The 25972-nt window shown below is 66.8% G+C and carries 21 protein-coding genes; 13 read left to right on the top strand and 8 right to left on the bottom strand.

Annotated elements, in window-relative coordinates; translation table 11 throughout:
* The first annotated feature begins 74 nt into the window (after positions 1 to 74).
* Together L8G49_RS02370 and L8G49_RS02365 are read left to right on the top strand one after the other, a co-directional pair.
* Positions 75 to 599, top strand: a complete 525-nt coding sequence (locus tag L8G49_RS02370; RefSeq protein ID WP_242182229.1) for an SH3 domain-containing protein — start codon at positions 75 to 77, stop codon at positions 597 to 599.
* Positions 596 to 1063: a GNAT family N-acetyltransferase gene (locus L8G49_RS02365; RefSeq protein WP_242182227.1), complete on the top strand. Its 468-nt coding sequence runs from the start codon at positions 596 to 598 to the stop codon at positions 1061 to 1063. The genes L8G49_RS02370 and L8G49_RS02365 overlap by 4 nt, the downstream gene beginning before the upstream one ends.
* A 364-nt stretch (positions 1064 to 1427) precedes the next feature.
* Here L8G49_RS02365 and L8G49_RS02360 read toward each other — a convergent pair whose 3' ends face one another.
* From L8G49_RS02360 to L8G49_RS02345, 4 genes are all read right to left on the bottom strand, one after another.
* On the bottom strand, positions 1428 to 1712 hold the full coding sequence (locus L8G49_RS02360; protein WP_242182225.1) for a hypothetical protein: 285 nt from the start codon (positions 1710 to 1712) through the stop codon (positions 1428 to 1430).
* Positions 1712 to 2653 (bottom strand): hypothetical protein, encoded by a 942-nt coding sequence (locus L8G49_RS02355; protein ID WP_242182223.1) that lies wholly within the window; start codon positions 2651 to 2653, stop codon positions 1712 to 1714. The genes L8G49_RS02360 and L8G49_RS02355 overlap by 1 nt, the downstream gene beginning before the upstream one ends.
* Positions 2654 to 2962: 309 nt before the next feature.
* On the bottom strand, positions 2963 to 3931 hold the full coding sequence (locus tag L8G49_RS02350) for an alpha/beta hydrolase (protein ID WP_242182221.1): 969 nt from the start codon (positions 3929 to 3931) through the stop codon (positions 2963 to 2965).
* A 41-nt stretch (positions 3932 to 3972) separates the two neighbouring features.
* Positions 3973 to 5160 carry an acetyl-CoA C-acyltransferase gene (locus tag L8G49_RS02345; RefSeq protein ID WP_242182219.1) on the bottom strand — a complete coding sequence of 396 codons (1188 nt, stop codon included), beginning with the start codon at positions 5158 to 5160 and terminating at the stop codon, positions 3973 to 3975.
* A gap of 120 nt (positions 5161 to 5280) precedes the next feature.
* Here L8G49_RS02345 and L8G49_RS02340 point away from each other — a divergent pair, with 120 nt between their 5' ends.
* The 4 genes from L8G49_RS02340 to L8G49_RS02325 are packed head-to-tail and all read left to right on the top strand — an operon-like array spanning position 5281 to position 8812.
* Positions 5281 to 6033 (top strand): A24 family peptidase, encoded by a 753-nt coding sequence (locus tag L8G49_RS02340; RefSeq protein ID WP_242182217.1) that lies wholly within the window; start codon positions 5281 to 5283, stop codon positions 6031 to 6033.
* A complete protein-coding gene (locus L8G49_RS02335) occupies positions 6030 to 6479 on the top strand; it encodes a hypothetical protein (protein WP_242137435.1) in 450 nt (149 codons plus the stop codon). Before L8G49_RS02340 ends, L8G49_RS02335 begins: the two co-directional genes overlap by 4 nt.
* Before the next feature lie 10 nt (positions 6480 to 6489).
* Entirely contained in the window at positions 6490 to 7905 is a 1416-nt protein-coding gene (locus tag L8G49_RS02330; RefSeq protein ID WP_242182215.1) for a coniferyl aldehyde dehydrogenase, read from the top strand.
* A 34-nt stretch (positions 7906 to 7939) separates the two neighbouring features.
* On the top strand, positions 7940 to 8812 hold the full coding sequence (locus tag L8G49_RS02325) for an ATP-grasp fold amidoligase family protein (protein ID WP_242182823.1): 873 nt from the start codon (positions 7940 to 7942) through the stop codon (positions 8810 to 8812).
* 202 nt (positions 8813 to 9014) lie between these two features.
* Here the strand turns inward: L8G49_RS02325 and L8G49_RS02320 are convergent, their stop codons facing one another.
* The 4 genes from L8G49_RS02320 to hppD form a co-directional block, all read right to left on the bottom strand.
* Positions 9015 to 9602: an urea carboxylase-associated family protein gene (locus L8G49_RS02320; protein WP_242182214.1), complete on the bottom strand. Its 588-nt coding sequence runs from the start codon at positions 9600 to 9602 to the stop codon at positions 9015 to 9017.
* A complete protein-coding gene (gntA, locus tag L8G49_RS02315) occupies positions 9599 to 10306 on the bottom strand; it encodes a guanitoxin biosynthesis heme-dependent pre-guanitoxin N-hydroxylase GntA (RefSeq protein ID WP_242137431.1) in 708 nt (235 codons plus the stop codon). Before gntA ends, L8G49_RS02320 begins: the two co-directional genes overlap by 4 nt.
* 56 nt (positions 10307 to 10362) lie before the next feature.
* Positions 10363 to 11649 carry a homogentisate 1,2-dioxygenase gene (gene hmgA, locus L8G49_RS02310; protein WP_242182211.1) on the bottom strand — a complete coding sequence of 429 codons (1287 nt, stop codon included), beginning with the start codon at positions 11647 to 11649 and terminating at the stop codon, positions 10363 to 10365.
* Between the two features lie 416 nt (positions 11650 to 12065).
* Positions 12066 to 13130, bottom strand: a complete 1065-nt coding sequence (gene hppD / locus L8G49_RS02305) for a 4-hydroxyphenylpyruvate dioxygenase (protein ID WP_242182210.1) — start codon at positions 13128 to 13130, stop codon at positions 12066 to 12068.
* Positions 13131 to 13211: 81 nt separating this feature from the next.
* On the opposite strand from hppD, the gene L8G49_RS02300 reads away from it, so the two are divergent.
* The 7 genes from L8G49_RS02300 to L8G49_RS02270 all read left to right on the top strand — a co-directional run bounded on the left by L8G49_RS02300 (position 13212) and on the right by L8G49_RS02270 (position 25971).
* Positions 13212 to 13664, top strand: a complete 453-nt coding sequence (locus L8G49_RS02300) for a MarR family transcriptional regulator (protein ID WP_242182208.1) — start codon at positions 13212 to 13214, stop codon at positions 13662 to 13664.
* 74 nt (positions 13665 to 13738) lie between these two features.
* Positions 13739 to 15808 (top strand): malate synthase G, encoded by a 2070-nt coding sequence (locus L8G49_RS02295; protein ID WP_242182206.1) that lies wholly within the window; start codon positions 13739 to 13741, stop codon positions 15806 to 15808.
* A gap of 104 nt (positions 15809 to 15912) precedes the next feature.
* Positions 15913 to 18027, top strand: a complete 2115-nt coding sequence (locus tag L8G49_RS02290; RefSeq protein WP_242182821.1) for a BamA/TamA family outer membrane protein — start codon at positions 15913 to 15915, stop codon at positions 18025 to 18027.
* On the top strand, positions 18027 to 22274 hold the full coding sequence (locus tag L8G49_RS02285) for a translocation/assembly module TamB domain-containing protein (protein ID WP_242182204.1): 4248 nt from the start codon (positions 18027 to 18029) through the stop codon (positions 22272 to 22274). Before L8G49_RS02290 ends, L8G49_RS02285 begins: the two co-directional genes overlap by 1 nt.
* A 62-nt stretch (positions 22275 to 22336) precedes the next feature.
* Positions 22337 to 23839 (top strand): NAD(P)/FAD-dependent oxidoreductase, encoded by a 1503-nt coding sequence (locus L8G49_RS02280; protein WP_242182202.1) that lies wholly within the window; start codon positions 22337 to 22339, stop codon positions 23837 to 23839.
* Between the two features lie 240 nt (positions 23840 to 24079).
* Positions 24080 to 24718, top strand: a complete 639-nt coding sequence (locus tag L8G49_RS02275; protein WP_242182201.1) for a CerR family C-terminal domain-containing protein — start codon at positions 24080 to 24082, stop codon at positions 24716 to 24718.
* Positions 24715 to 25971, top strand: a complete 1257-nt coding sequence (locus L8G49_RS02270) for an HlyD family secretion protein (protein ID WP_242182199.1) — start codon at positions 24715 to 24717, stop codon at positions 25969 to 25971. Before L8G49_RS02275 ends, L8G49_RS02270 begins: the two co-directional genes overlap by 4 nt.
* Position 25972 lies beyond the last annotated feature (1 nt).

Genomic DNA, 25972 nt, shown 5'->3' with positions numbered 1-25972 from the left:
GACAGGCTTGGCGGAGGGCCCGCCCGGCGTCAACGGGTGTTGAAGCGCCGCGCCAAATCGCGATAAGCGGGGGCATGATGGTGATGCGACAGACGATGCGGATCGGGGCCCGGCTGGCGCTGGCAATAGCGGCGGTAAGCGGTGGCGTGGGGGCAATCTCCCCCGCGATCGCGGCGATGGCCAACCGGAAGCCGCCCTTCCTCGCCTCGATCGCGGCAAAGAAGGCCCGGATGCGCAGCGGCCCGGGGCGGACCTATCCGGTGACCTGGGTCTATCAGCGCGCCGACCTGCCGGTGCGGGTGATCAACGTGTTCGAACATGGCCAATGGTATAAGGTCGAGGATCCGAGTGGCACGCAAGGCTGGCTGATGGCCGGGCTGCTGAGCGAGACCCGGACGGCGCTGATCGTGGGCCAGGTCGCCGAACTGCGCGCCAGTCCCGACGCGGGCGGCCGGATCGTCTGGCGCGCGGCCCCGGGCGTGGTCGGTCGATTGAGCAAGTGCGCGGGGGGCTGGTGCTACTTCGACGTCCACGGACGCGGCGGCTTCGTCGAACAGCAGCGGCTGTGGGGCAGCGAGGCGGGCGAAACCCTGCCGTGAACGGCTGGACGATCCGGCGCGATGATCTGACGCATCCGGACGTGCTGGCGCTGCTCAATCTGCATCTGCGCGCGGCGCAGGAGAATTCCCCGCCGGGAAGCGTCTTCGCGCTCGATGTCAGCGGGTTGCGCGATCCTATGGTCACGGTGTGGACCGCGTGGGACCGCGACGTCTTGCTGGGAATGGCGGCGCTCAAGCAGCTCGATCCGGCATGGGGCGAGGTGAAGTCGATGCGCACCGCGCCCGCGCAGCTGCGCGGCGGGGTGGCGGGGGTGCTGCTCGACCACCTGATCGCCGCGGCGCGGGAGCGGGGGTATCGGCGGCTGAGCCTGGAGACCGGGTCGAACGCCCCGTTCGTGGCCGCGCACGCGCTGTATCGGCGTGCCGGGTTCGTGGCGTGTGCGCCGTTCGGGGGTTATCATGATACCGAGTTCTCTCAGTACTTTACCAGGGATCTTGCGTAGGCCGCGGAGGATCGGGGCGCGGAAGGTTAGGCGAAAGTTAGGCGGAATCTTTTTGCACCCGGCGCCGCTGCCGCGGGGAAGGGGGAGGGGCCGATGCTGTCAAAGAGCGCGCCTTTCCTCTTACACCTTGGCAGGGGTGTAGGACAGCGGATCGGTCGCGGCGGTAAAATACCCACGCGGGCGAGTGGTGCGGGCTTGCCCGATCACGCGAGCTCACCGGCGTCGGGGAATTGCGCTTCCTTACAGGCTGTAGCGGGTCGCCCTTGCGACAGGACGCACTGGACGAACCGGAGTATAAAACGAACTCAAATAACTGATTGGATAACGGTCAGTCCGCTTCCGAGCCGAACCCTCCGGTGTTGAGCTAGTCCCCTCTCGGCGGGAAAGCTTGAGCTTCGTAGCCAGCCTGATCCAGAGTACAGTCCACAAGCTCTAGGAAGCTTGGCTTGGTCACGCCGATCTGTCGCGCCATCTGCCCGAGTAAGGGATCCCCGATGGTCTTGTGCGAAGTTCCCATACTCATCTTAGTCTTCTTGATCGTCTTCAGACCAGCAAGATTGTAGTATATATAGTAGTGGTGATCGCCGTCATCACGCTTGAAGCCTTTGCGCTGTAAGGATGCGTCAATTTCCTTCCGCTCTCTCGCCATCACGCGAGCGACCCGAAGCGCGAAAGCAAATGCCGTTTCACCTCGAGCGCTTCCTCATCTAGTTCATCGTTATCTGCTTGAGCGTAATGCCGCCAAACTAGATCAAGTTCCGAAAGAACTCCATCACGAAGCTCGGACACGTTGTCGACGACAACATCAATGCCTAGTCGACGATCTGCGAAACTGAACATTCGATCCGCCCACTGTACCGTGACAGGCAAGCTGATGGGACGGTTTGTTGCAAAGATCTTTCCGCCTGAAGTGAAGCGGTCGATAGGTTGCAGGTGCGGTTCAAGTTCAACGACCTGATAGATTTCGTCAAACGAGCTTATGTCGCCGCGAGCATTGATCTTTGGACGCCCGCTGATTTTAAGCCGTTTGCGAACGTTGGTTTGGAGCCAGTTTTCAAGCGGGAGAGGATAGTCCATGCGAAGCGCGGGGTCTGACCCTGGTTTAATCGTCATAATAGTCTGTTGATAGTCAATAGCCCGGAGTTTACCCGCGATCGTCTCCTCATCGATGGCTGGTGGCCGAGGAGTGTCATACGCACTCAAAAGGGCCCGCGCCCGATCCGCCTTAAACGCGAAAGGGCCGCGCGAACTGGCGCGGATCATTACCTCAAGCCCGCTACTTTCCGACGGAAGCAAGCCGGTCGCGGCCTTAGCTAAGAACCAACGCTCGCGAGCGTTTGGGACCACTGCCTCAAGCCGTAACTCCTCGCCGCTATCGAGTGCGCGCAATGTCGCTAAAAGTTTTTCGCGAGCGGCAGCGGAGGAAGCGCTCATTTCACCGGTCTGTGAAGCGACAGCAAAGGGTTGAATATGGCTGCCTTTGCGAGGCGCGCGGCACACAACTGCGTACTCGCGCTTTACCTTGCTAGTAGGCTTCAGCCGCTCGCTCAGAGCGCGACCCTCTGCGCGCATACCGATGATATAGATCATACGCTGGAGCGCGTTAAGAGACGCGATCACTGCCTCGGCCGGAGCGCCGTGCAATCTCTGCACGGGTGCCCCGTCGAATTTCAGTTCGAGATCAGTGTCTTTCTCGGCCACCTGGCTGCTTGTCCAATTTGTTCGGTGGCTTCCCACAGCTAACTTGTGGTCATGTTAACGGGCTGTCCCAGTAAATGAAAGAGGAAGGAGGCGCATCAATCATCCCGCCGCTGGCCGCGCTTACGTCAACCATGAATGTCAGCATTTCATCACCGAAACCGATGACCTGTTGCTGCGGCAAGCGCGATCAATTGCTTCCTATGTTTGTATCTTAACCCCTGACCTTCCCCACACCCCCTCAACAAACGCCGTAACCTCCCCCCGCAACTCCGCATCCTCCGGCGTCCCGCCGCCGAACCCGCCATGCGGCATCGCCTCGAACACGTGCAGGTCCGCCGCCACGCCTGCACGCCGCAGCGCGCGGTGCAGGCGCACCGTGGTCGACAGGAACAGGTCCCGCGTTCCCGATTGCAGGAAGGTCGGCGGCAGCCCCGAAAGATCCCCGAACAGCGGTGACACCAACGGGTCGCGCAGGTCCGCGCCGTTCGCATACAGCAGGTTGGTCGCCGCGAGCGAGCCGGGGAGCACGACGTCGACCAGCCGGTTGACCGCGAAACTGTCGCCGGATTCGGTCAGGTCCGCTTGGGGCGACAGCAGCACCAGCCCGGCGGGCATCGGCAGGCCCTCGGCGCGGGCGCGGAGCAGCATCGCGACCGCGAGATTGCCGCCCGCCGAGCGTCCGCCGATCACGACGTCGGCGGGGGCGTGGTGCGCTAGGACGTGGGCGTAGGTCGCCATGCAATCGTCGAGCGCGGCGGGGAAGGGGTGCTCGGGCGGGGTGCGATAGTCGATGCCGTAGCAGCGCACCCGGTGCTGGTCGGCGTGCATGCGCGCGCCGGTACGGCACGCGCCGCCGCCGCCGAAGACGAGCGCGCCGCCGTGCAGGTCGATATAGGCGCGCCTGGCGTCGAACACGCCCTCGGGGGTCGCGACATGCACCCGAGCCGCGCCGACCGTGATCGTCTCGACGGTCGCGCGCAGGCTCCCGGCGATCCCCTCCATCGCGACCGCATAGCCCGCGTCGGCGGCGGTCTTGAGGTCCGCCCACGCCGGATGGTCCGCCGGGTCGGGCAGGACGTGGAGCGTATTGAGCGGCACCCCGTCGGCGCGCACCGCGCGGATCAGCATCGCGCGGGCCTCGTGCGAGATCGACCGCGGGAACGGCACGATCCGCGCGGGGAGCGCGACGCCGTGGGGGGTGTCCTCGGTTACGCCATCAACTCCACCGCGACCGCGGTCGCCTCGCCGCCGCCGATGCACAGCGACGCCAGCCCGCGCTTGCCGCCGCGCGCCTCCAGCGCCGACAGCAGCGTCGCGAGGATCCGCGCGCCGCTCGCGCCGATCGGATGGCCGAGCGCACAGGCGCCGCCGTTCACGTTGATCCGGTCGTGCGCGATGTCGAGGTCGCGCATCGCGATCATCGCGACGACCGCGAACGCCTCGTTGACCTCGAACAGGTCGATGTCGCCGGTCGACCACCCCGCCTTCTCGACCGTCTTGCGCATCGCGAACACCGGTGCAGTGGTGAACAGCGCCGGGGCATGGGCATGCGCGCCATGCGCGACGATCCGCGCGAGCGGGGTGAGGCCGAGCTTCTCCGCGACCGACGCGCGTGTCATTACCAGCGCGGCGGCACCGTCCGAGATCGACGAGGCGTTGGCCGCGGTGATCGTGCCTTCCTTCGAGAAGGCGGGCTTGAGCGTCGGGATCTTGGCGACGTCGCCCTTGGCGGGCTGCTCGTCGAGGCTGACGGTGGTCGGCCCCTTGCGCCCGGCGATCTCCACGGGGACGATCTCGCGGTCGAACGCGCCGGAGGTCTGTGCGCGTTGTGCGCGGTGGAGCGACTCGATCGCGTAATCGTCCATCTGCTGGCGCGTGAACTGATAGGCGGCGGCGGTATCCTCGGCGAAATTGCCCATCAGCTTGCCGGGCTCATACGCATCCTCGAGCCCGTCGAGATACATATGGTCTTTCAGCACATCATGCCCGATCCGCGCGCCGGCGCGGTGGCGCATGGAGAGGTACGGCGCGTTAGTCATGCTCTCCATCCCGCCCGCGATCAGCAGGTCGGCCGACCCCGCGGCGAGCGCATCCGCCGCGAGGATCGCGGCCTGCATCCCCGATCCGCACATCTTGTTGATCGTCGTCGCCTCGATATGGTCGGGCAGGCCAGCCTTGAGCGCGGCCTGGCGCGCGGGTGCCTGGCCGAGTCCGGCGGGCAGGACGCAGCCCATGTAGATCCGCTCGATCGCGCTGCCCGAAAGCCCCGCACGCTCGACCGCGCCGCCGACCGCGGTCGCGCCCAGCTCGGTCGCGCTCGCGCCCGTCAACGCCCCCTGGAACGACCCCATCGGCGTGCGGGCATAAGAGACGATGACGACGGGATCGGTGGCCATGATGGAGCAAACCTCTGGTGGGATCGGGATGCGTGCGATCTAGGGCCGACTTTGCCGATTTACAAACTATAGGGCGGTTCGACATGACCGCAGAAGCCACCAGAAACCGAGGGAATGCGCATGGATGACTGGATCTGGCCGATCCTGCTCGGGGGCTTCGGCGCGATCATCGGCAGCTTCATCGCGACGATCGTGGTGCGCTGGCCCGAAGGGCGATCGGTGGTGCACGGGCGCTCGGCCTGCGACGGGTGCGGGGTGGCGCTCGGCGCGCGCGATCTCGTCCCGCTGCTCAGCGGGCTCGTCGCGCGGGGGCGGTGCCGGACGTGTGGCGCGCGGATCGATCCGCTGCACTGGCAGATCGAGCTGACCGCGCTGGTGATCGGCGTGGCGGCGGGGCTGGTGGCGCCCGGCGTCGCCGGGGCGGGGGGCGCGGTGTTCGGGTGGCTGCTGCTCACGCTCGGCGCGCTGGACCTGGTCGCTTTCTGGCTCCCCGACGGGCTGACCGGAACGCTGGCGCTCGCCGGGCTGGCGACCGGCGCGCTCGGGGTGATGCCGGTGCTGCTCAACCGGGTGATCGGCGGGGCCGCGGGGTTCGTCGCGCTATGGGCGGTCGGCGCGGGGTATCGGCTGCTGCGCGGCCGGGACGGGCTGGGCGGCGGCGATCCGAAATTGCTCGGGGCGATCGGCTTGTGGCTCGGCTGGCGGATGTTGCCGACGGTGGTGCTGTTCGCGGCGCTGGCGGGGCTCGGCATCGCGGTGCTGGGCGCGCTGCGGGGGCGGCCGACGACGCTTTCCGACCGCATGCCGTTCGGCGCGCTGCTGGCGATCGCGGCTTACCCGGCGTGGCTGATGCTGGTAGGCATGGCGTCATGAACGCGCTCCTGTTCCTCGCGCCGGTGCTGCTGGCGGTCGCCCCGCAGGCCACGCCCGCGCCGGCGGGATCGGTCGACGGCTTGCCGCTCGGCGTGCTGCCCAAGCAGGAGCTGCCCAGGCAGGGCTGTGCCGCCTATCTGTGGACCGCGAGCGGAACGCGCGCGCTGATCGCGATGGCGGGCGCGGACCCGGCGCGGCTGCGGCTGTCGGTCGGCGGAAAGATCATCGATCTGGAGCGCAGCGGGCAGGTCGGCGGGGCCGGGCTCGGGTTCGCCGAAAGTACGACCTATGGCAGCGCGGCAATCGGTGCCAAGCTGACGATGAAGATCGAAACGCGGGAGTCGATCACGAGTGGCGGTGTCGTATCCGACGGCATCCTCCAGCTCGACCGGGCGGGGCAGGACAGCGTGGTCGTGCCGGTCGCGGGATTGATCGGCTGCGCTTGAGGGGACGGGCATGACTTTGCAGGCGACGCTTCTGGCTCAACGGGCTGCGTTCCATACGGAATTGCCCGTCACCCTGGAGGTCCGCAAGGACCGGCTCAAGCGCGCGGCGGCGATGATCGCCGACAATGCCGACGCTTTTTGCGACGCGCTGAGCGAGGATTTCGGACACCGCAGCCGCGAACAGTCGATGCTCACCGACATCGCCTCGTCGATCGCGCCGATCAAACATGCGCTGCGCGCGCTCGATGGCTGGACGAAGCGCGACAAGCGCGCGGTGCAATTTCCGCTCGGGCTGCTCGGCGCGCGCGCGTGGGTGGAATATCAGCCGAAGGGCGTGGTCGGCGTGATCGCGCCGTGGAATTTCCCGGTCAACCTGGTGATGGGGCCGATCGCCGGCATTTTCGCGGCGGGCAACCGCGCGATGGTCAAGACCAGCGAATTCACCCCGCGCACCGCCGCGCTGTTCGAAACGGTCTGCGTGAAGTATTTCGCGGCCGAGGAACTCGCCTTCTTCAGCGGCGGGCCGGATGTCGGCAAGGCCTTTTCCGAACTGCCGTTCGATCACCTGATCTTTACCGGCGCGACCGGGATCGGCCGGCACATCCTCCACGCCGCCGCCGACAATCTCACCCCCGTGACGCTCGAGCTCGGGGGCAAGTCGCCCGTCATCATCGGCAAGGACGCCGACATCGCGCGCGCGACCGAGCGGGTCGCGATCGGCAAGATGCTCAACGCCGGGCAAATCTGCCTCGCGCCCGATTACATGCTCGTGCCGCAAGCGCAGGAACAGGCCGTGGTCGACGGGCTCAAGGCGGCGGTCTCGGCAATGTATCCGACGCTGCTGGCGAACCCGGACTATACCGCGATCATCAACGACCGGCATCACCAGCGCCTCGCCGACTGGGTCGCCGACGCGCGCGCCAAGGGCGCGACGGTCGAGGTGGTCAACCCCGGGGGGGAGGATTTCGCGGGCTCCAATGCGCGGAAAATGCCGCTCCACATCGTCCGCGATGCGACCGACGACATGATCGTGATGCAGGAAGAGATCTTCGGCCCGATCCTCCCGGTGCGCAGCTATGTGGGCGACGTCGACAGCGCGATCGACGCGGTCAACCGTCGCGACCGCCCGCTCGGCCTCTATTATTTCGGGCCGGACGAGACCGAGCGGCGCCGCGTGCTAGATCGGACGATCTCGGGCGGGGTGACGATCGACGACGTGGTGTTCCACGTCTCGATGGAGGACCTGCCGTTCGGCGGGGTCGGGCCGTCGGGGATGGGATCGTACCACGGGTTCGACGGGTTCAAGACGTTCAGCCATGCCAAGGCGGTTTTCAAGCAGGCGAAGCTCGACGTGGCGAAGCTCGCGGGGCTCAAGCCGCCCTATGGCAAGGCGACGATGGCGAGCGTGCGGCGGCAGATGAAGTAAGGGAACCTTCGCGTCCCGCCGCGCTTTGGCAGAGGTGCTTCCCGTCGCTCTTCCCCCACGCTCGCTCCAGCTCGGGGCGCATGCGCGCATCCGGTTGACCTATGCGTGGCGGCACGGGCGCCTGCCGGACCTGCGGACCCCGCGATTGTTCACCGAGCTCGTGCAATGGCGCAAGCTGCATGATCGCGACCCGCGCTTGCCGCTGCTGGCGGACAAGGTCGCGGTCAAGGCGGTGGTGGCCGATCGGTTGGGCCGCGCTTGGGTCGTCCCCACGCTGTGGGACGGCGCCGTTCTCCCGGCGGAACGCCCGGACGGCGGGCCGATCGTCGTCAAGTCGCGGCATGGCTGCAACCAGCGCGTGTTCGTGCGCGACGGCACGTGCGACTGGCCGATGATCCGCCGGCAGGCCGCCCGCTGGGTCGACCAGCGGTATGGCGGCTGGCTGGACGAATGGCTGTACCGCGAAATTCCGCCCGGGGTGTTGATCGAGCCCTTTATCGGCACCGATGGCCAGTTGCCGATCGACTACAAATTCTACGTCTTCGGCGGCGTGGTCGCGTTCATCCAGGTGCACCTCGAGCGGGAGCATCGGCATCGCTGGATCGTGTTCGACCGCCACTGGCGATGCGAGGGGGACGGCGCGGACCTGCCGCCGCGTCCCTCCGCGCTCGGTGCGATGATCGCCGCCGCCGAGAACCTCGGGCAGGGCTTCGATTTCGTGCGGGTGGATTTCTACCAGCCGGACGATGTGCCGTTGTTCGGCGAGATGACCTTCTACCCGGGCTCGGGTCTCGATCCGTTCGACCCGCCGCATCTGGATGCGGTGATGGGCGACTTGTGGATGCAGGCGCGGGGTAGGGTAGCTGGTGTGTCGCAGGACTTTGGTGGAGTAGCGCTCGCGGCGTGAACGGGTCCGCCGCTCGCCATGGGAGCTAAGAAGGCAGCTTCCCCGCAATACCGTCCGCTGCACAGGCTGGGGCTCACGCGCGCAACAGGGAAGTGCCGGCGCCTGCGCGGCGGTACCGCAGTCACTTCGACTGGGCCCCGGCCTGCGCCGGGGAAGCGGCTGCCCATCGGCGCAGCAGCCACGCCCGCGCCTCACTCCCGCTCTAGTCGATCCGGTAATGGATCGGCTTGAAGCTCCCGCCGTTGCTCGCCGGCGCCGAACAGGCGGTCAGCCCCACGATCAGGTCCATCGCCGCGCGCAGCACGATGCGGTCGCCGGCCGTGCTGATCGGCGGCAACACGTCGAGCTTCCCGGTCGCACCATCGACCGTGACGTTCATGAAGCAGTTGAACGCGGTGGGAATCTGGTCGGGCTTGATCCCGAACGGTTCCAGCGCTTCCGCAAGATTGCCGAAGCATCCGCGATGCGGTGGCAGGTCGGGGTAGAAATGATGGAACGTATCGTAGGAGCATGGCGTCAGCAGGAAGTCGTGCCGCCCGACGGTATCCTCGATGATCTCCAGCATCGGCTGCGAGCGGTTGGAATACAGCAGGTTGCCGGTCGTCAGATAGATCGTCTCGGCATAATCCAGCGTCCGTCCCGACGACAGCACCTCGTCGAGATCCTCCGCATTATACGCAAGCAGATCGGACACTTGCCGCCCGCGCGGATCGATGACGGTGAGCGTCTGTCCGGCGGCAAGGCGAAACGCCGCCCCGCTCCGTTCCGGGATTTCGGTGATCGTGCTCAATCGGGGGCTCCGGCATAGCGAAACGGACAGGCCCAGCTCTCGTCGACGGCGCGGCCGCTATACTGACGTGCCTCGCTCATTTCGCCGTGGCGCGCGAGCATCGGGTTGCGCGAGCCCGCCAGCACCTCGTCGCGCGTCAGGATCTTTTCGCGCATGCCCTCATATTTGCCCTGCGCCCGCAGCGTCTCGAACTGGTCGTGCAGGTTGAACACCATCGTCGGCCGCGCGAAGCGGCGCGCGGGACGGCTGGCATTGGGGTGGAGCCCGACGATGAAGAACGCCTCGCCGCCGAAGCTCAGCGAAAAATGCGGGCTGTCCGGGTCGGTGCTGACGGCCGTGTCATAGCCTTGCCCGCGCCACACGTCCTTGTCCGAGATCGACTGGACACGCTGCCACAAGGCCGCCTCGAACGCCTGCTCGCTCAGGTCGTCCGGCCCGTCGAAGATCACCGCGAAGCTGCGGAACAGGCCCGGCTCCGCGCGATAGGCCGCGGCGAAATGCATCAGACCGTCGTGGATGCGCAGATCGTCCCACGCGCTGTCGAGCCGGTCGCAGGCGAGCACGGACAGCGTTCCCTTCGCCAACGCCGCCTTGGCGCCGACGCACGGAAAGTCCGCCTCCGCGACATGCGCGTCGAGCAGGGCCTGAAAGTCGTGCTGGGCACGGTGTTTCCACGGGAACATGGGAGTCTGGGGCGTAGGCATAGAACAACAAGACTCCCACGCGAGACGCCAGTTCCGCGAATTCATGCTGATAAGAGTTAAGTATCCGGCAGTTGCGCTTTCGGGAAACCTGACCAGGCGGCGTCATAGTCTTCGTCGAGCGCGCTCGTTTCTGCAGCGAATCGGGTCGGGGTGAAGACCCAGCGGCTTTCGATCATGAACGCCATCGTGCCGTCGATCTTGCGCGGGGCGAGCGGCGCGTTGCTTGCGGCGTCCCAGGTCGCGACGTCGGGGCCGTGGCCACTCATCTGATTGTGCAGCGACAGCGCGCCGGGGACGAAGCCATCGGCCTTGGCGTCATACTCGCCTTTGAGGAGGCCCATGCACTCGCTCATCGTGTTGCGGTGGAACCACGGCGGGCGGAACGTGTCCTCCGCCACCATCCAGCGCGGCGGGAAGATCACGAAATCGACGTTGGCGGTGCCGGGCACGTCGCTGGGCGAGGTGAGGACGGTGAAGATCGACGGGTCGGGATGATCGAAGCTGATGCTGCCGATCGTGTTGAACCGCGCGAGATCATATTTGCACGGCGCATAATTGCCGTGCCACGCGACGACGTCGAGCGGCGAGCGGCCGAGGTCGGTGGTCCACAGGCTGCCGAGGAATTTCTGGACGAGTTCGTATTCGCCCTCGACGTCTTCGAACCACGCGACGGGCGTCTCGAAGTCGCGCGGGTTGGCGAGCCCGTTCGCGCCGATCGGGCCGAGGTCGGGGAGGCGGAACGGTGCGCCATGATTCTCCGCGACATAGCCGCGCGCGCTGCCATCGGGGAGGGTGACGCGGAAGCGCACGCCGCGCGGGATGATCGCGATTTCGCCCGGGGTGAGGTCGATCCTTCCGAGCTCGGTGAGGAGGGTGAGGCGGCCCTGTTGCGGGAGGATCAGCAACTCGCCGTCGGCCGAGACGAACGCGCGGTTCACCATGTCCCTGGTCGCGCGGTAGATGTGGATCGCGACGCCGGTCTGCGTCCTGGGGCCTTCGCCTGCGACGAGCATCGTGGTGAGCGAGTCTAGCCAGTCGGCGTCCTGCGTCTCGAGCGGGCCCCAGCGGAGGCGGTTGGGGGCGAGCGGTTCGTTCGCGGTACCGGGGGCGAAGAGGGGGGCACCGGCGTAGCGCGTGAAGGCGGGGTGCGCGGCGGAGGGGCGGAGGCGGTAGAGCCACGAGCGCCTGTTCTCGTGGCGCGGCGCGGTGAAGGCGCTGCCGCTGAGCTGCTCGGCGTAGAGGCCGAACGCTGGTTTCTGCGGGGAGTTGCGGCCGATCGGGAGCGCGCCGGGGATGGCTTCGGTGGCGAAGTGGTTGTTGAAGCCGGTCATATAGTCGGTCATTTCGCTCTCCAGCTATCGGCTTGGGTGCCCGTTACGGCCCCACCCCAACCCCTCCCCTGAAGGGGAGGGGCTTTTAGGTTGCGCCCGCCCTCTTCTTCTAGCCCTTCCCTTCAGGGGAGGGGTTGGAGTGGGGGCGGCCTCGCAGAGGGTAGCGCCTGTTTCTGCCCCACCCCAAACCCCTCCCCCTGAAGGGGAGGGGCTTTTAGGTTGCGCTCTTCTTCTAGCCCCTCCCCTTCAGGGGAGGGGTTGGGGTGGGGGCGGCCTCGCAGAGGGTGCCGCCTGTTACTGCCCCACCCCCAACCCCTCCCCTGAAGGGGAGGGGCTTTTGGTTCGCCCTCTTCTTCTAGCCCCTCCCCTTCAGGGGAGGGGTTGGGGTGGGGGACGCCTCGCAGAGACCACCGCCCCCCACCAAAACCTCAAGCCTCAACCGCCCCCGGCACCACGCCCCGCCGGATCTGGTCCAGCTCGATGCTCTCGAACAAAGCCTTGAAATTCCCCTCGCCAAAGCCGTCATTGCCCTTGCGCTGGATGATCTCGAAGAAGATCGGCCCGACCATATTCTCGGTGAAGATCTGCAGCAGCAGCCCGCCACCCGTCTCGGGCGCGCCGTCGATCAGGATGTCGCGCTTGCGCATTTCCTCGACGTCGTGGTTGTGCCCGGGCAGCCGCTTGTCGATCAGGTCGAAATAGGTCTGCGGGGTCGTCTGGAACCGCACGCCGTTCGCCCGCAGCGTATCCACGGTCTTGAAGATGTCGTCGGTCGCAAGCGCGAGATGCTGGATGCCTTCGCCCTTATAGTCCTTGATGAACTCCTCGATCTGCGAATGCTCGTCCTGGCTTTCGTTCAAGGGAATCCGGATCTTGTCGTCGGGCGCGGTCATCGCCTTGGAGAACAGGCCGGTCGACTGGCCCTCGATGTCGAAATAGCGGATCTGGCGGAAGTTGAAGATCCGCTCGTAATAGTCCGCCCAATACGCCATCCGCCCGCGCTGCAGATTGTGCGTGAGATGGTCGAGCGTGTGGAGCCCGACGCTGTGGTCGTCGACGCCAGCCCCCTCGACCGGGGTGAAGTCGGTCTCGTAGATCCGCGACTTCTCGTCGACCAAATACAGGTTCGCGCCGCCGATGCCTTCGATCGCGGGAAGGTCGAGCTCGTCCGGGCCGACGGCGCCCTTGACCGCGACCGCGCCGCGCTCGACCGCCATCTTCAGCGCGCCTTCGCCATCCGCCACGCGGAACGCCATCGCATTGGCCGAGGGGCCGTGCGTGTCGCGGAAGCCGGCGACTTGCCCCGCGTCATCCATGTTGAGCAGGAAGTTGATGTCGCCCTGCGCATAGCGGCGGACGTTCTTCGACTTGTGGTTGCCGACATGGGTGAAGCCCATCTTGACGAACAGGTCGGCCATCGCCTCGGGATCGGGCGAGGTGAATTCGACGAATTCGAAGCCGTTAAGGCCCATCGGGTTTTCGGTGGCAGTCATCGCATCGGCTCCGAGATGGTTTCAGATGTAACCATATAGCGGCCTTGCCAAGCGGGGTCCATCCCTTATCCCTGTGCAACGATGACCACGTTGAAGCTCGATCAGTTCCTCCCCTATCGCCTGTCGATCGTGTCGAACCGCGTCTCGGCGGCGGTGGCGAGCACCTATCAGGCGTTGTTCGGGCTCAAGATTCCCGAATGGCGGCTGGTCGCGATCATCGCCGAGAGCGAGGGCGCGACGCAGCAGGCGCTGGGGCTGGCGACGCGGATGGACAAGGTCACGGTCAGCCGCGCCGCCGCGACGCTGGTCGAGCGCGGACTGGTCGAGCGCCGCCCGAACGCCAGCGACCAGCGCTCGCACCTGCTGTCGCTGACCGAAGCGGGGCGGACCCTCTATGAAAACGTCGCGCCCAAGGCGCTCGAGCTCGAGGCGCAGGTCTTCGCCGGCTTCACCAAGGCCGAAATCGCGAGCTTCCGCGCGATGCTGGACCGGCTCGAGACATCGGCCGCGCCGTTCGATCCCGAACGCGCTTGAAGCGGACCGCAAGCCTGGCCTAAGCCTGTCGCCCAAGCCCTCCCCAGGCAGCTGTTGGTTCCAGGAGGATGTTGATGCCTGAAATGCTCGACCGCGCCGGTCTGTCGGTCGCCGCCCCGCTCGCCGCCTTCATCGAGGCGCGCGTGCTCCCCGGCCTCGACGTAGCGGCAGAGCGCTGGTGGCAGGGCGTCGCCGACATCTACGCCCGGTTCGCGCCGGAGAACCGCGCGCTTCTGGCGGTGCGCGACTCGCTTCAGGCCCGGATCGACGCGCGTTATGGTTCCGGGGAAGCGGTCGACGAGCCGTTCCTGCGCGAGATCGGCTATCTCGTGCCAGAACCCGCCCCCTTCACGATCGGCACGACCAACGTCGACGCCGAGGTCGCGACGATGGCGGGGCCGCAGCTCGTCGTCCCGATCCTCAACGCGCGCTTTCTGCTCAACGCCGCCAACGCACGCTGGGGGAGCCTGTACGACGCCTATTACGGCACCGATGCGCTGCCGGGCATGGCGGTCCCCGGGGGCTACGATCCCGTGCGCGGCAAGCAGGTGGTCGAGGCCGCGAAGGCGTTCCTCGACGAAGCGGTCCCGCTGACGACCGGCTGCTGGGACGAACTCCGCGGCGACGAACCGGACCTGCGCCACCCCGAACAACTGGTCGGGCGCAAGGGTGCCTCGTGGCTGTTCGTCAACAACGGCCTGCATATCGAGGTGGTGATCGACCGCGACCATCCGATCGGGCGCGACGATCCCTCGGGGATCGCCGACGTGATCCTCGAATCCGCGCTGACCACGATCTGCGACCTCGAGGATTCGGTCGCGGCGGTCGATGCCGAGGACAAGGTCGCGGCCTATGCCAATTGGCTCGGGCTGATGCGTGGCGATCTGGAGGAGGCGTTCGACAAGGGCGGCAGGACGATCACGCGGCGGCTCAACCCCGACCGCGTCTATGACGACGGGCTGACGCTGCCGGGGCGGAGCCTGTTGTTCGTCCGCAACGTCGGGCATCTGATGACGACGCCTGCGATCACGCTGCCCGACGGGAGCGAGGCACCCGAGGGGATCCTCGATGCGATCGTCACCAGCACGATCGCGCTGTACGATTTGCGCGGGCTGGGCACCTATCGCAACAGCCGGGCAGGCTCGGCTTATATCGTGAAGCCCAAGATGCACGGTCCCGAGGAATGCGCTTTCACCGATCGCCTGTTCGATGCGGTCGAGGACCTGCTCGGGCTCGAGCGGCATACGGTCAAGGTCGGCGTGATGGACGAGGAACGCCGCACCTCGGCCAATCTCGCCGCGTGCATCGCGGCGGTGAAGGACCGAATCGTCTTCATCAACACCGGCTTCCTCGATCGGACCGGCGACGAGATGCACACCGCGATGCACGCCGGACCGATGATCCCCAAGGCCGAGATGAAAGGGAGCGACTGGATCAAGGCTTATGAGGATCGCAACGTCCGCATCGGCCTCGCCGCCGGGCTGTCTGGCCGGGCGCAGATCGGCAAGGGGATGTGGGCCGCGCCCGACCGGATGGCGGACATGATGGAGCAGAAGATCGGCCACCCGACCGCCGGCGCGAACACCGCCTGGGTCCCGTCGCCGACCGCGGCGACGCTGCATGCGATGCATTATCACAAGGTCGACGTGTTCGCCCGGCAGAAGGCGATCGCGCGTGAGAGCGTGCCACCGCTCGCGTCGCTGCTGCGCGTGCCGGTCGCGGCACAGGGGCGCAACTGGACGCCCGAGGAAATTCGCGCCGAACTCGACAACAATGCGCAGGGCATCCTCGGCTATGTCGTGCGCTGGATCGATCAGGGGGTTGGGTGCTCCAAGGTTCCCGACATCCACGATATCGGGCTGATGGAGGACCGTGCGACCCTGCGGATTTCGTCGCAGCATATCGCCAACTGGCTGCTCCACGGCGTCGCCACGCGCGCGGAGGTCGATGCCGCGTTCGAGCGGATGGCGGCGAAGGTCGATGCGCAGAATGCCGGCGATCCGCTCTATCGGCCAATGGCGAGCAATCCCGACAGCGTCGCGCTGCAGGCGGCGCGCGCGCTCGTGTTCGAGGGGATCGATCAGCCGAACGGCTATACCGAACCGTTGCTGCACGCCTATCGCCAACGCGTAAAAGCCGAATGAGCAGAATCTAGGAAACCATTTCCCGCTCATGCGTTAGGGACGCTGAGCGGGGGACCGAAAAACCGGCCCCCGTGTGAAGCGGGGAAGCGTAGCTCTTGATTTCTTTGGCGTATTCGAGCGGGCTTCTCGCCATCGCGGTTGCAAGTCTCCAGCAGGCACCCCCCGTCGTGGTTCCCGCGGCGCCTGGTGCTGCGCAGGGTATCGGCCAAACCGCCGAGCCGCCGATTGTTTCCGATTCGGAGTTCGACAAGGCGCTTCCGCCGCTCAGCAACGATATCAAGGCCCCGCTCGAACCAATGATCCCGGTGCCGGTGACGACGACCGGCGTTCCGGTCGCGCCGCAGCCGACGACGCCTGCGGTGACCGGCGTCCCCGTCGCCACGACGCCCGCGCCGACGATTCCCGCCGACCTCAACCAGCCGCTTCCTCCGCTCGCGAGTTTCGACACGGCCCCGCTGGTCGACGTCGCGGTCAAGGACGAGAAGGCGCCGGCGATTCGCTACGAGACCGTGATCCGCGGGCTCGATCCGCTCAAGCTGACCGCGCAGTTCAACGGCCTGTCCGCTCTAAAGGGCGGGAAGGGCAAGGCCCCCAACGGCACCGTCATCGCGGCGCGCGGGCGCGAGGACGAGCAGCTCGCGATCCGGCTGATGAAGAGCCTGGGCTATTATGACGGGACCGCGGTCTCGACGATCGAGACCGTTCCCAACGACAAGACACGCGTGAAGGCGATCGTCTCGGCGACCCCGGGCAAGCAGTACAAGCTCGGCACGATCGTGGTGAAGGCGAACCCGACGATTCCGCCGACGCTGATCCGCGATGCGCTCCCGCTCAAGGTCGGCGAGCCGATCGAGGCGGTGCGCATCCAGGGCGCGGAAGCCAACGTCGCGCTGACGCTGCCGCAGAACGGATACCCCTTCGCCAAGGTCGGCGATCGCGACATCCTGCTCGATGATCTGGCGGGCACCGGGGACTATACGTTGCCGGTCGAGGTTGGCGCGCGGTCGTCGTTCGGGACCGTCACGACCGAGGGACGGCTGGCGTTCGGGGCCGACCATGTCCGCGTGTTGCAACGCTTCAAGGCGGGCGAACTGTACGACAACCGCAAGGTGGACGATCTGCGCGCGGCGCTGGTCGCGACGGGGCTGTTCTCGACCGTGTCGGTCGAGCCCAAGCCGACCGGTAACATCAACCCCGACGGGACCGAGCAGGTCAACCTGCTGGTCGAGCAGGAGCGCGGCAAATATCGCTCGCTCGCGGTCAGCGGCGGGTACAGCACCGGGCAGGGCGCGCGGGTCGAAGGTTCGTTCACGCACCGCAACCTGTGGTCGCCCGAGGGGGCGCTGATCGCGACCGCGGTCGGCGGCACGCAGGAGCAGGGACTGAGCGGCACCTTCCGCCGCTCGAACGCGGGCAAGCGCGATCGCACGGTCACGCTGACCGCGGCGGTCGACCACACCAATTACGACGCGTTCAACGCCTTCACCGCGACCCTGTCGGGCCGGATTTCCTATGACTCCACGCCGTTGTGGCAGAAGAAGTTCACCTACGCCTACGGCTTCGAAGTCGTCGGCACGAACGAGAGCGTCTATGACTTCGCGCGCGGCGATCGGCGGCGTGCGACCTATTTCATCGCGGCGCTGCCGGGGCAGGTCCAGTTCGACCGGTCGGACAGCCTGCTCAACCCGACCAAGGGCTATCGCCTCAAGCTGAGCGTCAGCCCCGAGACGTCGGTGCGCGGGTCGATCAGCCCCTATGCGCGCACGCTGATCGAGGCGAGTGCCTACTATCCGGTCGGCGAGAAGTTCGTCATCGCGGGTCGCCTCCGTGCCGGCGCGATCGCCGGGATCGAGCGCGATGACCTCGCCCCCTCGCGGCGCTATTATGGCGGCGGCGGCGGGTCGGTGCGCGGCTATGGCTATCAGCGGCTCGGGCCGCTCGATCCGCAGGGCAATCCGGTCGGCGGGCGCAGCTTGAACGAATTCGCGCTCGAGGCGCGCTATCGCTTCGGCAACTACGGGATCGTGCCGTTCATCGACGGCGGCAACGCTTACACCAGCGTGCTCCCCAAGGGCTCCGACCTGCGCTTCGGCGCTGGCATCGGCGGGCGTTTCTATACCAATTTCGGGCCGTTGCGCGTCGACGTCGCAACCCCGCTCAACCCCCGTAAGGGCGACGGCAAGGTCGCGCTCTATATCTCGATCGGACAGGCCTTCTGATGGCGGAAGTAGAAACCGGCCCTTCGGCGGCGCCGGAAACCGTCGTCATCGTGCGGCGCCCGCTCTGGCAACGGATCTTCAAGTGGGTTTCGATCACGCTCGGCGTGCTCGGGCTGCTCGCGATGGGGATCGTCGCCGGGCTCGATACCGCGCCGGGGCGGCGCGTGATCGCCAATTTCATCGGCGACTATAAGACCGCGGGCGGGCTCAACATCCGCGTCGGGCGGATCGAAGGTTCGATCTACGGCAAGATGGTGCTGAGCGACGTGCGGGTCAGCGATCCGCAGGGCGTGTTCCTGTCGTCGCCACGGATCGCGGTCGACTGGAAGCCGTTCGACTACGTCCGCAACCATATCAACGTCCTGTCGGCGCAGGCGAACCTCATCACGATGACGCGCTCGCCCGCGTTCAAGCCGACCCCGACCGATCCCAACGCACCGATCCTCCCCGATCTCGACATCGATATCGGTCGCCTGACTGTGGACCGGATGGTGCTGGGCAAGGCGGTGATGGGCTCGCCGCATATCATCAGGATCGACGGCGCGACGCACATCGCGGACAAGCGCGCGCAGATCACCGCGGATGTTGATGCGCTGACCGGCCCCGGCATTGCGGGGGGCGACAAGCTGCGGCTGCGGCTCGATGCGGTGCCCGATTCGGACCGGCTCGGGATCGATGCGCGGATTACCGCGCCAGCACGCGGCGTGGTCGCGGAGATGAGCGGGCTCAAGGCACCGCTCGACTTCACGATCGGCGGCAAGGGCGGCTGGAAGGCCTGGACCGGCAAGGCGAGCGGGTCGCTCGGCGGCGCGCAGTTCGCCGACCTCGACTTGCAGGCGCACAACGGCTTCTTCCAGATCCGCGGCAAGACCAACCCGGGGCTTTATCCCGGTGGCGCGCCCAAGGACAAGGCGACCCCGACCAACCCGATCGCGCGCCTCACCGCGCCCTCGCTCGACGTGTCGATCGACGCGCGGCTCAACGAACGCAAGGTCGATACGGTCATCGCGCTCAAGTCGGATGCGATGGCAATCAACGCCAAGGGCCTGATCGATCTCGCACAGAGCGCCTTCAGCCAGTTCGCGGTCGACGCGAAGTTGCTGACGCCCGGCGCGATCCTCCCCAACCTCAACGGCCGCGACGTTACCGCGCGCGTCGTGCTCGACGGCAAGTTCGCGACGCCGACGGTCAACTACGTCGTCAGCGCAGGCGTGCTCGGTTTCGGCGAGACTCGCGTCCAGCAGCTCTACGCCTCGGGTCTTGCGCGCGTGAACGCGGATCACATCGTGATCCCGGTCGCGGCGCGGGCCGCGCGAGTCACCGGGCTCAATGCGGCGGCGGGTGGCCTGCTCGACAATGTCGCGATCAATGGCAGCTTCGCGATCGTCAACGGCAAGGTATTGTCGGACAATCTCAAGATCCGTTCGCGCAAGATCGACGCGACCGCGCTGATCGTCGCCGATCTCGCCAAGGGCACGTATCGCGCTGCGCTCAACGGCCGGGTCAACGATTACCGCGTCGAGAGCTTCGGAATCGTCAGCGTCAAGACCGACGCCAAGCTCGTCACCATGCCCGGCGGGTTCGGCATCACCGCGCACGTCGCGGCGCGGACCTCGCAGATCTTCAACGAAGGCGCGCGCAACTTCCTCGGCGGCAACGCTGCGGTAACCGCGGACGTCGGCTATGATCCGAACGGGATCATTACCTTCCGCAACCTGCGAATGAACGCACCTCAGTTCCGCGTGACGCGCGGGCAGGGGCGCTATGATCCGAAGGGGCCGCTCGCGGTCGATGCGGATGCATACTCCACGCAATATGGCCCGCTGTTCGCGCGCGTCACCGGCACTGCGACCAAGCCGGTCGTGCTGCTCCGCGCGCCGCGTCCGGGCGTCGGCATCGGCCTCGTCAATCTCGAGGCACGCGTGCGCGGGACGGGGACGTCCTATGCGATCCTCGCCAAGGGCGGGACCAATTACGGGCCGTTCACCGCCGATCTCAACGTCGTGCCGGCGGCACCGCTGACGGTCGACATTCGCAACGCGCGCTTTGCCGGGATCGACTTCAAGGGTCGCGTCCAGCAGCTCGCCGCGGGTCCGTTCGGTGGCCGTGTCACCTTCGCGGGTTCGGGCATCAGCGGCGCCGCCTTGCTCGGCGCGCAAGGCAAGTTCCAGCGGGTCGATGTCGCCGCGCGTGCGAGCAACGCCAAGATTCCGGGGCTGGTCGACTTCACGATCGGTCGCGCGCTGGTCAACGCCCGCGCGATCCTGACCCCGACGCCGCAAGTCGTCGCGGACGCGCAGGTCGCCGACTTGCGCTATGGCCCGACGGTGATTTCTGCGGCCCGCGCCAAGGTGAATTACGTCGGGGGTTCGGGCACCGCGCAATTGCTCGCTACCGGCTCGAACGGCGTCCCGTTCCGATTGGCGGCCAATGCACGCCTCAGCCCGAAGCAGTGGCTGGCGGCGCTGCAGGGGCAGGCCAATGGCATCGGCTTCCGCACCGCCAACCCGGCGCGGATCGATATCGACGGGTCGACCTTTCGCCTCCAGCCGACGCGGATCGACTTCGACAATGGCTCGGCGCGGGTCGCGGCGGTCTATGGCTCGGGGCTTTCGGCGCAGCTGCGGCTCGACAAGCTCGACCTGTCGGTCGCGAATGCGCTGGTGCCCAACCTCGGGCTGGGTGGCGCGGCGACGGGGTCGATCGACTATGCGCAACCGCGCGGGGCCTCGGTGCCGAAGATCGCGGGCCAGTTCCGCATCGCCAACTTCACGCGGTCGAGCCTTGCCAGCGTCTCCGATCCGGTCGACGTCGTCGGCCAGATCGGGCTGACCGACGCGGGCGGCGAAGCACGTGCGCTGGTCCAGCGCGGCGGGACGACCGTCGGGCGGATGGTCGCGACGTTGCGCCCACTGGGGGCTGGGGCGAACTGGACGACCCGTTTGATGGCTGCGCCCTTGTCGGGCGGGATCCGCTATAACGGCCCGTCGGGCGTGCTGTTCTCGCTTGCCGGGCTAAGCCGCCAGCAATTGTCGGGCCCAATCGCGATCGCTGCCGACTTCGGTGGTCGCGTCGATGCGCCGCAGCTCAACGGCGTCATCCGCGCGGACTCGCTGACCTATGACAATGAAGTCTATGGCACGCGCCTCAGCCAGATGAAGATCGCGGGACGGTTCACCAACGACCGGCTCGAGATCACGCAGCTGTCGGCGCGCGCGGGCGAGGGGACGGTCCAGGCGCAGGGGTCGGTCGGCTTCGCGGCCGCCTCGGGCTTCCCGATCAATATCCAGGCGACGCTCAACAATGCGCGGCTTGCGCGGAGCGATGCCTTGGGGGCGACCGCGACGGGGACGATCGCGATCACCAACTCCAAGGCGAATGGCGGGCTGATCAAGGGCGATATCCGCATCCCGAATGCGCGCTACGAGATCATTCGCCAGGGCCAGGCGGAGGTGCCCGAACTGACCGGCGTCCGCCGCAAGAGCGATCTGGTCAAGGCGGCGAATACGGCACCGGCGGAACCCCCGGGCGGGCTGTTCAAGCTCGATATCCGGATCCGCGCGGATAACCAGCTGTTCGTCTCGGGCATGGGGCTCGAGTCGGAGTGGGAGATGGACATGCGCGTCGCGGGCACGTCGGCGGCACCGCTGGTGCTCGGGCGGCTGCAACTGGTGCGCGGGACCTACTCCTTCTCGGGCAAGCGGTTCGAGGTGACGAAGGGCGACATCCGCTTCAATGGCGGACCCTTGTCGGACCCCGAGATCAACATCAGCGCGACCACCACGACGAGCGATGTCGACGTCACGATCAACGTGACCGGCACCGGGCAGAAGCCGCAGATCGCGTTCACCTCGACCCCGGCCTTGCCGCAGGACGAAGTGCTCAGCCGTCTGTTGTTCGGCAGCTCGGTGACCAACCTGTCGGCGATCCAGGCGATCCAGCTCGCGTCCGCGCTCAATTCGCTGCGCGGGTCTGGAGGCGGGCTCAACCCGCTCGGCAAGCTGCGCTCGGCGACGGGGATCGACCGGCTGCGCGTGCTCGGTGCGAACGATGCGACCGGGCAGGGGACGTCGCTCGCCGCTGGTAAGTACATCACCAACAACATCTATGTCGAAGTCATCACCGATGCGCGCGGGTTCACCGCGACGCAGCTCGAGGTGTCGCTGACCAAGGCGTTGAGCGTGTTGTCCCAAGCCGGGTCGTTCGGCGGGTCGAATGTCACGGTGCGCTACAAAAAGGATTTCTGATCGCAACCTAACGCTTTCCGAGGCGCCCGAAATCGAATATCGGGTATCCTCGGAGAGTGGCGATGTCAGAGCGTGAACCTGAGCATTTCGACGTGGTCGTGGTCGGTGCCGGAATATCCGGTATCGGCGCGGGCTATCATCTGCAGACGCAGTGCCCGGATCGATCCTACGTCATCCTCGAGGGCCGACCGCAGCTGGGCGGGACGTGGGACCTGTTCCGCTATCCCGGCATCCGGTCCGATTCTGACATGTACACGCTCGGTTATTCGTTCCGTCCGTGGACCGAGGCGAAGGCGATCGCGGATGGCCCGTCGATCCTGCGCTATGTGACCGAGACCGCGCGCGATTTCGGGATCGACCGGAACATCCGCTTCGGCCATCACGTGAAGCGCGCGGCGTGGTCGACGCCCGATGCGTGCTGGCGCGTGGAAGCCGACGGGCCCGACGGGCCGGTCGTGTTCACCTGCAACTTCCTCTTCATGTGCAGCGGCTATTACAATTACGCGCAAGGGCACACGCCCGACTGGCCGGGCACCGAGGATTTCGCGGGGCGGATCGTCCATCCGCAATTCTGGCCCGGCGATCTCGACTATGCGGGGAAGGAAGTCGTCGTCATCGGCAGCGGCGCGACCGCGGTGACGCTCGTGCCCGCGATGGCGGATACCGCCGCGCACGTAACGATGCTCCAGCGCTCGCCGACCTATGTCGTGTCGCGCCCGGCGGAGGATGCCGCGGCGAACTGGCTGCGGCGCAAGCTGCCCGCGAAGCTGGCGTACGGGCTGGTGCGCTGGCGCAACGTGCTGCTGGGGATGCTGTTCTTCAAGATGGCGCGGGGACGTCCGGCGCAGACTAAGGAACGGCTGATCGGGCTGGTGCGCGACCAGCTCGGACCGGACTATGACGTCGCGACGCATTTCACGCCGAAATACAATCCGTGGGACCAACGGTTGTGCCTCGTTCCGGATGCGGACCTGTTCGAGGCGATCAAGACGCACCGTGCGTCGGTCGTCACCGACCGGATCGTGCGCTTCACGCGTGACGGACTGCTGCTGGAGTCTGGGCATGAACTTCCCGCCGATGTCGTGGTGACCGCGACCGGGCTCGAGCTGCAGTTGCTCAGCGACGTGGCGTTCAGCGTCGACGGGGTGCCGGTCGATCTGACCGATACGTTCAACTACAAGGGGATGATGTATAGCGACGTCCCCAACATGGCGTCGTCGTTCGGGTACACCAATGCGTCGTGGACGCTGAAGGCGGACCTGACGTGCGGCTATGTCTGTCGCTTGCTCAACACGATGACGAAGCGCGGGCTGCGGCAGGCCACCCCGCGCGTCGGCGGGGCGGATCTCGCGCCCGCACCGTTCCTCGACTTCACTTCAGGGTATGTCACGCGGGCGATGGCGAAATTCCCCAAGCAGGGGAACAAGGCGCCATGGCGGGTGCACCAGAATTACGCGCGTGACCTGCTCGCGCTGAAATATGGCTCGGTGGATGACGGGATGGAATTCTCGAATCCCGCACCGGGGCGCGTGACGGCGAAGCGCAAGGACGTGGTGGCGGCGTAGTTTCTCCGTCCGCTGCTGCTTCCCCGGCGAAGGCCGGGGCCTAGGAGGACAGGCCTCCTTAGAACGGGCGGTGACCGACAACGCCGGTCCCACGACTGGGCCCCGGCCTTCGCCGGGGAAGCGGGATAGAGAGGAGGTCGGGGGGGCACTCACCCGGGAACCCACCCCCGTTACGAATGTTTCCCAACCATTGCTGGATTGCACCTTGTCGCGTTCGTTCGAACGAACTAAAGGCGCGCTGTGCTGCAGCAACGACTCCTCGACATCGCCATCGCCGAATTCGGGGCCAAGGGCCTCGAAGGCGCGAGCACGCGCGGGATCGCCAAGGCGGCGGGGACCGCGATGTCGTCGATCACCTATCATTACGGTGGCAAGGAAGGCCTGTATCTCGCGGCGGCGGACCATATCGCCGGGCAGATCGGCGACCATATGGCCCCCGCGCTGCGCGACGGTGGCGTGACCGCGGATATGACCGCGGACGACGCACGCGCAGCGATCCACCAGATCCTCGCGCGCTTCATCGATACGATGGGCACCCACAAGAGCAGCGCCTTCTCGCTGTTCGTCGTGCGCGAGCAGATGGAGCCGACCGAGGCGTTCGACCGCATCTACGGCGGCCTGATGGGCAAGATGCTCGAGACGATGGTGCAGCTCGTCTGCATCGCGACCGGCCGCCGTGACGCCTTTGCGAGCGAGGTCGCCGTCGTCACGTTGATGGGGCAGGTCGTCACGCTGCGGGCCTCGCGTGCGACCGTGCTCAAGCTGCTCCGCCGCAAGGACCTCGATGCCGAGGCGCTGTCTGCGCTCGCCGCGCGGATCGGCGCCAACACCGACGCCATTCTCGACCGTATGATCGCCGAACGACAGGAGCTTCCATGAGCGACGACCCCAACGCCGCCAAGCAGGACGACGCAAAGCCCGAAGAGGCGAAGCGTTCGTCTGCCGAGCAGGACACGCACGGCAAAAGCGGTGACGGCAAGAAACAGGACGACGCGTCCAAGAAGGACGATTCGGACGGGGACGATTCCGACGGCGACGATTCCGGCGGGGACGATTCGGACGGCGACGACGCGGATTCGAAACCGAAGAAGCCCTCGATCTTCTCCAAGCCGCTGTTCTGGATCATCCTCATCATCGTCGTCGCGGCGATCGTGATCGGCGGAACGCTCTATTATCTCGACGCGCGCCAGTATGAATCGACCGACGACGCGTTCGTCGACACGCATATCGTGCGGCTCGCGCCCAAGGTCGCGGGCACCCTCAAGTCGGTCGCGGACATCGACAACCGCCATGTCGAGGCGGGCCGCCTGCTCGCGGTGATCGAGCCGTCGGGTCCGGAAGCGCAGGTCGCCGAGGCGCAGGCGAACGTGAAGCAGGCGCAGGCGCAGTTCGAGCAGTCGCGCGCGCAGGTCGCCGCGGCGCAGGCCAATCGCGACCAGGCGGTCGCGCAGGCGCGCAGCCCGCTCGCCACCGCCGCCAAGGCACGGCAGGATCTCGCGCGCTACGAGGCGCTGTTGCGGATCGATCCGTCCGCCGTCGCCGGGCAGCAGCTCGATGCCGCGCGCGCGACCGCGCGCTCGACCGCGGCCGATGCCGCGGCCGCACGTCAGCAGATCGACAGCGCCGACGCCAACATCCTCGTCGCCCGCCGGCAGGTCACCGCCGCCCGCGCGGTGATCGATGCGCGCCGCGCGACGGTGCAGCAGGCGAGCATCACGCTCGGCGACAACCGCCTCGTCGCGCCGGTGTCGGGTCAGGTGGTCAACCGCTCGGTCAATGTCGGCTCCTATGTCGGGCCGGGGACGCAACTGCTCGCGATCGTGCCCGATCACGTCTGGATCACCGCCAACTTCAAGGAAACCCAGCTGCGCGACATGAAGATCGGCCAGAGCGTGACGATCAAGGTCGATGCCTATCCCGACATCAAGTTCCTCGGCCATGTCGACTCGGTCCAGCGCGGGGCAGGGCAGGCGTTCGCACTGCTCCCGCCGCAGAATGCGACCGGCAATTACGTGAAGGTCGTCCAGCGCGTTCCGGTACGGATCGAGTTCGACGCGAAGAACGGTCCGGATCCGCGCAAATATCCGCTCGGCCCCGGCATGTCGGTCGTCCCCACCGTCAAGGTCCGCTGAG

The sequence above is a fragment of the Sphingomonas sp. CARO-RG-8B-R24-01 genome, assembly GCF_022662295.1.
In the GTDB taxonomy this organism is placed as follows: Bacteria; Pseudomonadota; Alphaproteobacteria; order Sphingomonadales; family Sphingomonadaceae; genus Sphingomonas.
Note: the sequence above shows the minus strand (reverse complement) of the source record. Positions and strands in the feature narration are given on the sequence as shown.

Excerpts from the sequence above, each read along its gene's own strand:
- L8G49_RS02285 (WP_242182204.1), top strand. The coding sequence starts at position 18,027 with ATGGCGGAAGTAGAAACCGGCCCTTCGGCGGCGCCGGAAACCGTCGTC.
- L8G49_RS02280 (WP_242182202.1), top strand. The coding sequence starts at position 22,337 with ATGTCAGAGCGTGAACCTGAGCATTTCGACGTGGTCGTGGTCGGTGCC.
- L8G49_RS02270 (WP_242182199.1), top strand. The coding sequence starts at position 24,715 with ATGAGCGACGACCCCAACGCCGCCAAGCAGGACGACGCAAAGCCCGAA.
- L8G49_RS02335 (WP_242137435.1), top strand. The coding sequence starts at position 6,030 with ATGAACGCGCTCCTGTTCCTCGCGCCGGTGCTGCTGGCGGTCGCCCCG.
- L8G49_RS02370 (WP_242182229.1), top strand. The coding sequence starts at position 75 with ATGATGGTGATGCGACAGACGATGCGGATCGGGGCCCGGCTGGCGCTG.
- hppD (WP_242182210.1), bottom strand. The coding sequence starts at position 13,130 with ATGACTGCCACCGAAAACCCGATGGGCCTTAACGGCTTCGAATTCGTC.
- hmgA (WP_242182211.1), bottom strand. The coding sequence starts at position 11,649 with ATGACCGACTATATGACCGGCTTCAACAACCACTTCGCCACCGAAGCC.
- L8G49_RS02355 (WP_242182223.1), bottom strand. The coding sequence starts at position 2,653 with ATGATCTATATCATCGGTATGCGCGCAGAGGGTCGCGCTCTGAGCGAG.
- L8G49_RS02295 (WP_242182206.1), top strand. The coding sequence starts at position 13,739 with ATGCCTGAAATGCTCGACCGCGCCGGTCTGTCGGTCGCCGCCCCGCTC.
- L8G49_RS02330 (WP_242182215.1), top strand. The coding sequence starts at position 6,490 with ATGACTTTGCAGGCGACGCTTCTGGCTCAACGGGCTGCGTTCCATACG.
- L8G49_RS02340 (WP_242182217.1), top strand. The coding sequence starts at position 5,281 with ATGGATGACTGGATCTGGCCGATCCTGCTCGGGGGCTTCGGCGCGATC.
- L8G49_RS02300 (WP_242182208.1), top strand. The coding sequence starts at position 13,212 with ATGACCACGTTGAAGCTCGATCAGTTCCTCCCCTATCGCCTGTCGATC.
- L8G49_RS02345 (WP_242182219.1), bottom strand. The coding sequence starts at position 5,160 with ATGGCCACCGATCCCGTCGTCATCGTCTCTTATGCCCGCACGCCGATG.
- L8G49_RS02360 (WP_242182225.1), bottom strand. The coding sequence starts at position 1,712 with ATGGCGAGAGAGCGGAAGGAAATTGACGCATCCTTACAGCGCAAAGGC.
- gntA (WP_242137431.1), bottom strand. The coding sequence starts at position 10,306 with ATGCCTACGCCCCAGACTCCCATGTTCCCGTGGAAACACCGTGCCCAG.